This window comes from Acinetobacter sp. SM1B, assembly GCF_003289665.1.
Taxonomy (GTDB): domain Bacteria; phylum Pseudomonadota; class Gammaproteobacteria; order Pseudomonadales; family Moraxellaceae; genus Acinetobacter; species Acinetobacter schindleri.
Genome location: NZ_QMBM01000001.1, coordinates 1,758,681 through 1,769,492 on the forward strand (window position 1 = coordinate 1,758,681; position 10,812 = coordinate 1,769,492).

A 10,812-nucleotide genomic window follows, 5' to 3' on the forward strand; every position below is an offset into this window, starting at 1 on the left:
ATTAAATCCGGGCTTTTTACATTCAATAGAATGAATTATTTAAATGCATCTTCTAGTGCCCACAGTACTCTAGACTTGGTTACAAAGAAGCGGCTAAACAGGCTGGAAAGTGATCCAACAATAGTAATGTGTCCGAGCTTTGGAATACTGATCACATGACTATGGTTACCATGTTGCTTTAATACCCGATCCAGATCATGACTATTGAAATGTCCCACGATATCGTCTTTTTCAGCAATAAACAGATAATGCTTCAAAGGCTGAGGTTGTACAAAGTACAGTGGCATCACCTGCTGATAAGGCACTGCCTGATCAAAGGCATTAGCACAGATCGGATCATCCTTATAGTCAAAATGATAAGGCCCCGCTAAACCAATGATAGCGCGGATATTCGCCAGCCGCTCTGCTTTATGCGGCTGCGGATAGTACACCGCTGACATCACATTAAACGCACCGGCAGAATGTCCCATCAATACAATATTCTCTGATGAAATCTGCAGCTTTGCTGCCGCAGTGTGCAGATGATCCAAAAGCAGATGCAAGTCATCCACAGATTGCGGGAAGATATGTTCTGGCGCCAGATGGTAATTTGGAACCACCACGTCATAGCCTTCACGGGCAAAAGCCTCACCAATAAACTGATATTCTTTCTTATCCCCATGTAGCCAGGCACCACCATGGACAAAGACAATCAAGGGGCGATGTGCCAAAGGCTGTGCACTACGATACAGATCAAAACGCTGCCGCGCTTTAAGGCCATAGGCCAAATGCCGTTCAGCGCTATAACCTGCTTTGGGAGTAAAACGGTTCAGCGCATAGCTACCGAGATCATATAAGCGAAAATCCCGGTAGATTTGTCTTGCAACGTTCAGATGACTCGACAGCTTGGCTTTAAAAGAGTGCACCTTATTGTGCATAAGTTGGTTCAACTGTATCAGGATCAATCGCAACTGGAGTTTGCACCAAGGCACTTGATGAAGCTGTGGTCGCAAAGTTTTGGCTGGTTGAATTGCTGAGCGTTTCTACATTATCAATCAGGGTCACAATTTTAGTGACATTACCGACTTGCGCCAGCACCTGATTGAGATCAGCAATTTCAGCATTGTTTAGACGGCCCATCACATATAACACGCCATCTTCGGTATGCACATGTACCTTACTGTCTGCAACTACAGGCGCTTTCATGATCAGGCCACGGGTATTTGCCGTTGCTGCGGTATCCTGCATGATGGTGCCATAACTGATCTGGTTACCGATAGTAATAAAGTTATGTACGGCTTTCACATCACTCATGGCTTTGACATTGTCTTCAGCCAGTTGTTTCAGATGCGCATCTGGCACCTGACCAGTCAATAATACATGACCATGAAAACTCTCAATATTGACTCGCGACTGTTTGAATCGTGAATCAAGTTTATAAAGATTAATTTTTGCAGTACGCACAATTGAAGAATCGATAAAAACCTGTCCAAGGGTACGCGCCCCTTGATCCGTACCGACAGGAGCCGTGCCTGTACCACCTGAAATAAAGCTGGCACAGCCCGATAAACTTGCGACACATAACATTGTTATTACAATACGTTTAACCACTCAGCAAGACTCCTTATTGTTTAATACGTCTTTGTTCAATTTAATAAATTCTGTCGCGCAATATTGATCAACTTTTATTTTCCTTGAACATTACCATAATCTCTGTACAGAAAATCGCACAAAGAAAAGCCTGTGTTGTTCAAAGATTAATAAACTCTTGATCAAAAGTAAAAGCATTTTCAATCCATTGCGAATCATAAAGGTAATTGCAAAAATCATGCTGTATGGTTTTTGCAAAATGTTGATTAAAATCAAAACAAATCACATCAAAACGACAGAAAAAATGCTGAAATTCTTCATGATTTTGCAGGAAATGAAGAGCAGTTTTCATCATTTTCCGCTGCTTGCTAAGGGAAATTGACTCGAGTGCATTGGCATAATCTGTACTTGCCCGTGCTTTTACTTCCACAAAAACCAGCTCTTGAGCATGTTGCACGATTAAATCAATTTCACCATAACGGCTGTGATAATTGGCTTGGACCAACTGAAAGCCATGATGCTGCAACAAGGCAAGCGCTTGCTGTTCTGCCCATTTTCCCAATTGCTGACTGATACGCATAATAGTTAAATCAGCTTGACGCCCTTGCTGGTATATTCAAAGCAGGCGGGCATACGTCGCAGTCCCTCAGCATTGACCTGAATATGTCCGGTACGACCCTGAAACTGTAGCTGTTCGGCTTTCTGGTCACTTAAATACAGCTGACTGATCTGCCAGGCATCTCCACCAAAGGCGATTAACCGCTGATAGGACATCTGCACCGGCGCCTGCTGATAGGCATTCAATACATCTGGCCAAGCATGAGTATACAGTGCAGGTACGTCACAAAATTTAATACCTTTAGGCAAAGTTATATGCTGGTCAATCGCATTGGATACGGTATAAAGCCGTTTCTTCGGCAGGTTTCGCATTGCGGCCAACCACTCCGGATTGCCCATGAGTAATAAACCCTGTTTAGAGGACAAAGATTTTGGTGCAATATCGATAATATCCACTTGCAGATCCCCTACACTGAGCAAAGACATCAACATCAGTTCATGCTCGGTCTCACTTCCGGGCTGACGCAGTATCTGCAAATACTGAATTCGATCCTTCGTCAGTACCTTCTGTAAAGCAATTGCATCTTCATGCTTAGACAGACTGAACTGCCAAAGCTGAGGTGAACTGCTCATGCTGTCATTCAGACTCAGGGTTTTGACTTTGGGTTGGGCCTGAACCAGTGCTTCAATATCCTGACGTGCCAGTGGCCCCACGATGAGCTGCGTCTTTTTATTGACATGCTGTTTCAGTAATTGTGACATTTTCTTCTGATCAGAATTCACCCATTTAATCGGCACTTTTTGCCCGGATGCCATATAGGCACTCATGAATCCCTGTTTGATATTCGATGCAGCTCGCGCCAAAGGTCCAGATTCGGGTAGAATGACCAGAATTTCCGCTTGCACGCTGCCGATGCAGCCCAATAAGCTCAAACCCAATATTTTTTTAATATTCTTCCGTTTTTTATAATTCTGTTTATTCCACATGGAGAAACCTATGAGTGCTCAGTTATTTGTTGTTGCGACTCCAATCGGGCACTTAGATGATATTAGTTATCGTGCAATTGAGGTGTTGAAGTCGGTGAGTCTTATTGCTGCTGAGGATACACGAACTTCTATGCAATTGCTCAAGCATTTTAATATTTCCACTCCACTGACAGCCTGCCACGACCATAATGAAAGCAACAAGATAGATCAGCTTATTCAACGTTTGCTCAATGGCGAAAACATGGCACTGATCAGTGATGCGGGTACACCATTGATTAGTGATCCAGGCTTTAAATTCGTGCGTGCTGCACAGGAACACAATATTCGTGTGATACCTGTACCGGGTGCCTGTGCTGCAATTGCTGCATTAAGCGCAGTAGGTTTACCGAGTGACCGTTTCAGCTTTGAAGGCTTCCTGCCATCAAAACAAAGCCAGCGTCTGCTCAATTTGGAAAAACTCAAAGATGAAACCCAGACCATGATTTTCTATGAGGCACCGCACCGGATTCTGGAATGTGTGAAAGATATGGCGAATGTGTTTGGTGCTGATCGTCCGGTTGGCTTTGCCCGTGAAATTACCAAAACGTTTGAAACTATCCGAAAGATGACCTTGGGTGAATTGATTGAGTTTATTGCCAAGGACGCCAACCAGCAAAAAGGTGAAATCGTACTGGTAGTGGGTGGAGCGACTGTCGAAAAAGATATGGATCAGGAAAAACTCGACAAGCTGTTACTCCGTTTATTACAGGATCTTTCTGTGAAAGCAGCTTCCCAGCTGGCAGCCGATCTGACCGGTATCAAAAAGAAAGTGGCTTACCAACGTGCACTTGAGTTAACGGGTGCCAATGACTAAATAGCTTTTTCCAGAGAAAGATAGGCATAAAAAAACACCACTGTAATCCGCGGTGTTTTTTTATATTCAGGAGGTAGACGACTTATTCGCGTACTGAATCGTCTGCCGGCACTTCAGTAATTCGACCACCGCGAGCCAGGAACGCAGCCACCTCATCTTCAAGTGCCTGACGCTTTTTTAGCTTCGCTGTCACAGTCAATGTTTCAGCTTCGAGAACGTCTGTATCACTAACAACTTCATCGCCTTCAGCAGCGCCTTTCTCTGCTGCTTTTGCTTCATCATCATCAACGACAGCATCTTCTGCTTCATCATATTCATTCATATCTGTCATATTCATGTCCCCCACAAATGACCATCACATGTGCATTTAAACTAGGTTGTAAATTACCTGAAATTTAGCAATCTCTTTGTGTTTCGCCTAGTACCAAATATTAAAAAATCGTATCTTTTTTAAACAAATTCGTTTCTTTTTACATATGATTGTTTAAAAAATAACAATTCCAGGTCAGACGGCGTAGCGGGTATCTTTGAGCAGTCCCAAGCCATTGGCCTGCGCCATAAAAGCATCTTTTAATACAGGCAGCTGTTCAACCTGTTTCAGGCCTAAATTACGCGCCCAAACCACAGGGAAAAGTTGAGTGGTTTCTATCCAGCCAATCGCAGACATGCTGTGCATCATGGCATCATTTTGCCCCTTACGCAGATGTTCATAGCGCTGTAAGGTTTGCTCATGTGCCCAGACGCCACGCGTTTTATCATGCAGTAACACATCACATAACACTGCCGCATCCAGACAGCCAATATTGACACCTTGTCCCGCGAGTGGATGAATCACATGGGCAGCATCACCGATCAGGGCCAGTCCATCTTGCACATATTGCTGAGCCGCACGTGCTTTAAGCGGGAAAGTTGCTCGTGGGCTTGCTTCGAGCACTTCACCAAGCATGTGATGACTTTCTCGGGTCAGTAATTGGATAAATTCCTGATCTGACAAGGCTGCATATTCTTCGGCATAATCTTCTGGCAAAGTCCAGACAATCGATTGCCAATGTCCCTCCTCTTCCAGATTAAGGCTGGCCATCGGTAAGTAAGCCAATGGACCAGTTTCCAGGAAAATCTGGCGTGCAACATGCTGATGGGGTTGTGCGGTCTTAATGGCACAGCTGATACCGGCCTGTTTATAGTCCAGGACATCAATGTCAATAAAGGCCTGTTCACGGACAAAGGAATTGGCACCATCTGCACCGATCAGCAATCTGGTTTTGAGCTGGGTACCATCGGCAAGGTGTACAATCCAGACTCCCACACCGCGTTCCACCCGGCTAACTCTAACCTGTGTGCGGTAATCTTTCAGTTCTTGCAGCATTTTTTGCTGAATGGCTAGGTTCAGAATACTTGGCTCAACCATAGAACCCAGCGCCTGCTCGACTTTTAGTGTTTTCTTGGAAGGCTGGCCAAAATTGATTTCACCATAACCATTTTTATTCCAGACCTGCATACCTGTATATGGCTGCTGACGTGCAAGTTTTTCCCAAACCCCTACTGTTTTTAACAAATGAATAGTGGCCTGGCTGAGTGCCAATACGCGTGGATTGGCAACACTTAGTGTCTTTTCAGCATCTAGAATCGGTGCAGCATCCAGCACGGTGGCCTGTACGCCACCTTGAGCAAGTAATAATGCCGTTAAGCCACCAACCAGCCCGCCACCTACAATGACAGCATCTAATACCTGAGTTTGTTCTTTCATGCTTTGAGTCCCATTGCATAGTTGGCTACAAGTGGCTTGATGCCTGGAATATTTTCAAAAGCCACCAGTCCGGTATTACGGATCAGTTTCAGGAATGGATTCTGGTTGCTAAAACCACGTACGACTGAATCACAGAACTTGATCACACGTTGCTGATCTTTCAAGCGTGATTTTTCATAATCTTGCAGCATTTGAGCATCGCCCAAATCAGCCCCCTGTTCCAGCTGTTCTGCCAGATAACGGTTCAGTACATAAGCGTCACGCATACACAGGTTAAAGCCTTGGCCTGCAACTGGATGGATCGTATGCGCTGCATTCCCCATTAACACCACACGACCAACTGCCTGCTTTTCCGCCAGGACTTGCGATAATGGGAAACTGAAACGCTTACCAGTTTTCTGGAATTTTCCGACACGATCACCATAAGTCTGTTGTAAAGCGTGCAGGAAGTGCTGATCATTTTCATCACCCAGCCATTCATGCTCGGTACCTTTAGGAACTGGCCATACCACGGAACGACGGTATTCGCCTGGAAGAGGTAGCAAAGCCAAAGGTCCTAAAGGACTAAAACGTTCAAAACCGACATGTTGATGCGGTTTTGATGTTTGTACGGTTGTGACAATCGCAACTTGATCATAGTCGTGTACCGATGCGCCAATACCCAGTGCCTTACGACAGAAAGAATCGCGACCATCCGCAGCAATTACCAGTTTGGATTGCAGTTTTAAAGCAGTCTCGCCACGCTGTGCTTCAATATAAGCAAAGTCTTTATCCTGGATGAGAGAAGTCACCTGCACGCCATCGATCAGTTCAATGAGTAGCTCTTTTTTGACTTGTGTCAGCAATACGCGACCGAGCCAGGCATTTTCAATCACCTGACCAAAGCTTTCGACTTTTTCCTGTTCAGCGATCAGACGTGCCTTACCAAAGCTGCCCTGTTCGGTAATATTCACTTCCAGAATCGGCGTGGCATGTTCCTGTAAAGCATCCCACAGACCCAGCTCCTGATAAATCTGTACACTACGACGTGATAAAGCGCTGTTACGGGCATCGAAACTGGAGTGATAGGGAGCAAGATTGATATCATCATAATCTGGGTATTGGATTGCTTCTAACAGTTTGACCGCAATCCCGGTTTTCGCCAGCATCAGTGCGAGGCTTAAACCCACCATCCCACCACCGACAATGATGACTTCTTGTTGCATGCTTTGATCCTTATCTGGGTATCTATAAAGTCTAGATACGTCTAATCATGTTGGATTTAATCTTACCTCAAAGATTTTTATTTTTATAATGAATTAGTTGTTTAGCTGTAATTGATATTGCTTTGTTAATCGCTTAAATCTCTAGAGAAATAAAACTTGGCACAGATCTGTGTCTTTTTTATAAACGAACCTTAAATAGTCCTTCCAAGAATAAAGCTTAAAGAGAAAAACAATGCAAATAAAGAAATGCTTTATCTTAGCCGGCTATATTGTCCCACTTATAGCCTGTTCATCAAAAGAACAAGCATATATTCCTCAGAAAGAAGAAGTCGTCACCTGGAAACAGAATCCTGAATTGATTGTAAAAACACAGCTTAGTCCACATCGAGAGCATTATTTAGGATCCTTTCCAATTGATGACATCCCTGAAAATATCAACCGATTACGTAGGAAGAAGCAAATCGACTGCCGATGCCTGACTCTAATCGTCAATTAGAATTTTACTTGATATTGCATAGAACAAATGTTCAAGCGACAGATAGTTATCTGCTAGAGCATAAAGATCAAATTAGAGTAAGAATAGAAAGATTATCTTAGGATTTCAGAAAAAGTTATTTTAATACTGAAAAAGTATTTATTAGCAATTTAGCTTTAAAATATGTCAAGCTTCATTCAAAGTTTAAAAAATATGGTCTTGATTATTATATTAGAATTTTCTCTGATTGTTTTTTATTTTTCTTCGGACCTAAAAAAATGGCAGAGTTTTCTTATATAAAAAGAGAAAGTGACAAATTAATTCATGTAATTCAAAAAAATATTTGTAAATATAATAAACAGAGAAAATATAACTTAAGCGGAAAATTTATTTAAATAATTTGGATATATGGTAAGGAATTCATGAAGAATTATGGCGATTATTATAAATATGGAACATCACACCTCTAATCTACAATAATTAAGATTAAATATGAAAATTAATTTAACTCTATTCACTTAAAAGCACTTAATATAAATTAGTTGATTATCATTTATAATATAAAAAAGCCTGACGCAGAAATGTCAGGCTTTTTTATAAAACTTTGTTAAGTCAGATTACTTCATTTTGGCAACAATATCTTCAGCCATTTTTAAGTGCTTGGCAACTGCGGTACGTGTTTGTGTCAACATATTTTTGAGTTCAGCATTTTTAGCATTCGGGATTAATTGTTTTTCAATCGTATTCAGTACTTTACGATGTACGTCAACTTGGCTGCTCATATAGTCTTTATCTGGTGTGGATGAGTTGCTCAGTTTTCTGACTACATTATCACTGTCTTTTTGCAAAGAGGTGCTAATACCACTCACTTGTGGGGTTAACTTCAAACTGCTTGCCAGTGTCTGGCCTTTCTTCTCATTTGCTGAATGTTCATTAATCATCATCTGAGCATACTTACGGGCTTCTTCTGTTTTCAGCTTCGGTAAAACAGTTCTTGCCTGTTTAATCTCACCATTATTGGCTGTGCTTACCACTTTAATCACTTGACTCTCTGTCAAATTCTGATGAGCATTCTGCATTGCTTTAGACTGATTCTTACTCTCGCTGGCAGACTGCTGATCCATAGCCATAGTTTGAGATGCAGCAAAACCTAATACTCCACTTACTGCAGCACATTTGATCATGTTCTTCATAGTCATCTTTTTCATCTAGGCATCCCTCAGGTTTGTTATTTAGATAAGCCTTAATAAAATAAATGAATTAAATTAATAACAGTGTAATATTTCATTAGCTTTATGAGCTAAATATATAAAATGGATATTAAATTAGGTAAAAAATTATTGACTAAAATCTTTTTAATTTAATTTCTTAAAACAAATCTCTGAAATCTCTATATAAAGACAAAATCCACAATATAAATATTATAAAATTAAACAATTTATTATAAGCAATAAATATAAATATAAATCTATATCTAGTTATTTTTTACAATAAAAACGGAGCATAAGCTCCGTTTTTATTTAGCAGTCAACTCACTCTAACTTACTTAATTTCTTAACCTAATAATAAGTGAGTTTAAATACTGACTTATCAATGCATTGTTCGTGTATGAGCTTCATGATGGACATCATGACGGCCTAACTTAGTTGCGGTATAGATCAGGTAAATCGCTGATAGACCAACCAAGACATAAATAATTCGAGAAAGAGCACTCTGCTCACCAAAGATTGCTGCGACCAAGTTAAAGTCGAATGCACCAACTAAGCCCCAATTCAGGCCACCAATAATGGCTAATGCATAGGCAATCCAGTCTAAAGTTCCAAGTCTTCTCATGATTTTTCTCCAAGCTAATGTTTGACTAATTCTCATCCAAAATTATGCAAGCCATAGTAAAATGAATATGTAGTCTTGATGCTAAAAGTCCCTATTCTGTGTTGATCTATGTTGAATAAATGTCATGTTATAAGCATTAAATTTTAATTGGGTTGGTTTTCTTTGAATTGTTCATATTTTACGTAAACCAAATCAGAATTAAGCTTTGAATATTTTATTAATAATATTTAATTTATTGATTTTAATAATTTTATTTGATTTAAAAACAACTAAAGACTATAAATTATTTCTTCTACATTCTGATTTAACATCCTACCACGACTGGAAAAATTGCTTGTTTAAAAGTATGAGTAATAAATTTCATTAGTTTAGGTTTTGATTTTCCGCTCAAAATATTTCCCTATGCAGTAACCAGTCATTGAATATCTAAATCTAGTAATTGATGAAAATAGATGAAAGGCGATTGTTGTACTTTTTATTTGCGCAAAGGGGGACCTTGATACTGCCTCTCAATAAATACACCTTAAGGAACGTTTCATGCAGACCACCAAGCCTATATGATTTGATCTTAACGAGTTTTAGCTTATAAAATCATCTGCTTCCAGTTTCGCTTTTTTCTTATGTTCATACATATTCTTATCTGCCTCTATTAAGACCTCATGTAGATCTTTAGTCAGCTGACGGACTGCATAGCCAATTGCCACATGAATATTGGCAGCTGCAAATATTTCACTTAAACGGCGATATAAAATCGCTGCGTCTTCAGCTTTGGTCTCAGGACATAAAATCGTAAATTCATCCCCACCCATACGTGCAATCACATCATTAACACGCATATGTTCTACCAGTACATCTGAAGTACGCTGAATTAACTGGTCTCCTGCTTCGTGTCCAAACTGGTCATTCACCTGCTTTAAATCATTCAGGTCGATGCTAAATATTGCAGCTGGTAAGCCATAACGTTGACAGCGTCCCTCCTCAGCTTCTAACAGCTGATCCCAGGCGCGGCGATTATACAGTCCGGTTAAACTATCGGTGAGCGCTTCTACCTCATAACGTTCACGTAAACGTCTCTGTTTATTTTCCCGCAATTCACTTTGTAAAATTGAGCTCAATAAACTGCCTAAAAGCGAAATGAGTGCCGCATCTTTTAAAATATCCTCAGAATGGGGCTTATCATCAATAGCGCAAATTGTTCCAAAAATTGATCCATCTTCATTAAATAGTGGCTCACCAATATAAGATTTGATCGACAGTTTGTTATTTATTGGTGCTTTTGAATATAGTTCGATTTCGTTAGAACATGGCGCTATTTTAGGAGTTTTTCCCTGTACCATGTGATAGCAAAATGAATCCGCCCAACCAAATACTTCGCCTGGCTTAACATTATATTTTTGATTTTCTGCCTGGAGAATAATCCAATCATCATTTTCTACACGAGTGATCATCCATAAGCCAAAACCCAAATGCTGATGAAGATATTGAAGTACCTGCTTGCCCGCTTCTTCAAAATTATGAAATTTTATACTGTGCATGGGCTTTGTTGCACAAAGATTTGAAATGCAAAGCGCCCCTAATTGAGCCA

At 40.7% G+C, this 10,812-nt stretch carries 11 protein-coding genes; 1 reads left to right on the forward strand and 10 read right to left on the reverse strand.

Features of this window, described 5'->3' with window-relative positions; genetic code table 11:
- Positions 1-35 precede the first annotated feature (35 nt).
- From C8322_RS08480 to C8322_RS08495, 4 genes are all read right to left on the reverse strand, one after another.
- Positions 36-917, reverse strand: a complete 882-nt coding sequence (locus C8322_RS08480) for an alpha/beta hydrolase (protein WP_004810694.1) — start codon at positions 915-917, stop codon at positions 36-38.
- A complete protein-coding gene (locus tag C8322_RS08485; RefSeq protein WP_004810697.1) occupies positions 907-1,590 on the reverse strand; it encodes a BON domain-containing protein in 684 nt (227 codons plus the stop codon). The genes C8322_RS08480 and C8322_RS08485 overlap by 11 nt, the downstream gene beginning before the upstream one ends.
- Before the next feature lie 139 nt (positions 1,591-1,729).
- Positions 1,730-2,149, reverse strand: a complete 420-nt coding sequence (locus C8322_RS08490) for a YraN family protein (RefSeq protein ID WP_004810698.1) — start codon at positions 2,147-2,149, stop codon at positions 1,730-1,732.
- Positions 2,150-2,154: 5 nt separating this feature from the next.
- Entirely contained in the window at positions 2,155-3,114 is a 960-nt protein-coding gene (locus tag C8322_RS08495; RefSeq protein ID WP_004810700.1) for a penicillin-binding protein activator, read from the reverse strand.
- A gap of 10 nt (positions 3,115-3,124) precedes the next feature.
- Between C8322_RS08495 and rsmI the strand changes: the two genes are divergently transcribed.
- Entirely contained in the window at positions 3,125-3,967 is an 843-nt protein-coding gene (gene rsmI, locus C8322_RS08500; protein ID WP_004810701.1) for a 16S rRNA (cytidine(1402)-2'-O)-methyltransferase, read from the forward strand.
- Between the two features lie 82 nt (positions 3,968-4,049).
- Here rsmI and C8322_RS08505 read toward each other — a convergent pair whose 3' ends face one another.
- The 6 genes from C8322_RS08505 to C8322_RS08535 all read right to left on the reverse strand — a co-directional run bounded on the left by C8322_RS08505 (position 4,050) and on the right by C8322_RS08535 (position 10,762).
- Positions 4,050-4,298, reverse strand: coding sequence for a hypothetical protein (locus tag C8322_RS08505; protein ID WP_004810703.1), 249 nt, complete (start codon positions 4,296-4,298; stop codon positions 4,050-4,052).
- Between the two features lie 174 nt (positions 4,299-4,472).
- A complete protein-coding gene (locus C8322_RS08510; RefSeq protein WP_111810510.1) occupies positions 4,473-5,714 on the reverse strand; it encodes an FAD-dependent monooxygenase in 1,242 nt (413 codons plus the stop codon).
- Positions 5,711-6,919, reverse strand: a complete 1,209-nt coding sequence (ubiH, locus tag C8322_RS08515; protein WP_111810511.1) for a 2-octaprenyl-6-methoxyphenyl hydroxylase — start codon at positions 6,917-6,919, stop codon at positions 5,711-5,713. The genes C8322_RS08510 and ubiH overlap by 4 nt, the downstream gene beginning before the upstream one ends.
- 1,092 nt (positions 6,920-8,011) lie before the next feature.
- Positions 8,012-8,602 carry a DUF4142 domain-containing protein gene (locus tag C8322_RS08525; RefSeq protein ID WP_008305987.1) on the reverse strand — a complete coding sequence of 197 codons (591 nt, stop codon included), beginning with the start codon at positions 8,600-8,602 and terminating at the stop codon, positions 8,012-8,014.
- A gap of 382 nt (positions 8,603-8,984) precedes the next feature.
- Positions 8,985-9,227, reverse strand: coding sequence for a DUF378 domain-containing protein (locus tag C8322_RS08530; RefSeq protein ID WP_004810720.1), 243 nt, complete (start codon positions 9,225-9,227; stop codon positions 8,985-8,987).
- A gap of 578 nt (positions 9,228-9,805) precedes the next feature.
- Complete coding sequence (locus tag C8322_RS08535; protein ID WP_005221321.1) at positions 9,806-10,762, reverse strand: sensor domain-containing diguanylate cyclase; 957 nt, start codon at positions 10,760-10,762, stop codon at positions 9,806-9,808.
- Between the last annotated feature and the right edge of the window lie 50 nt (positions 10,763-10,812).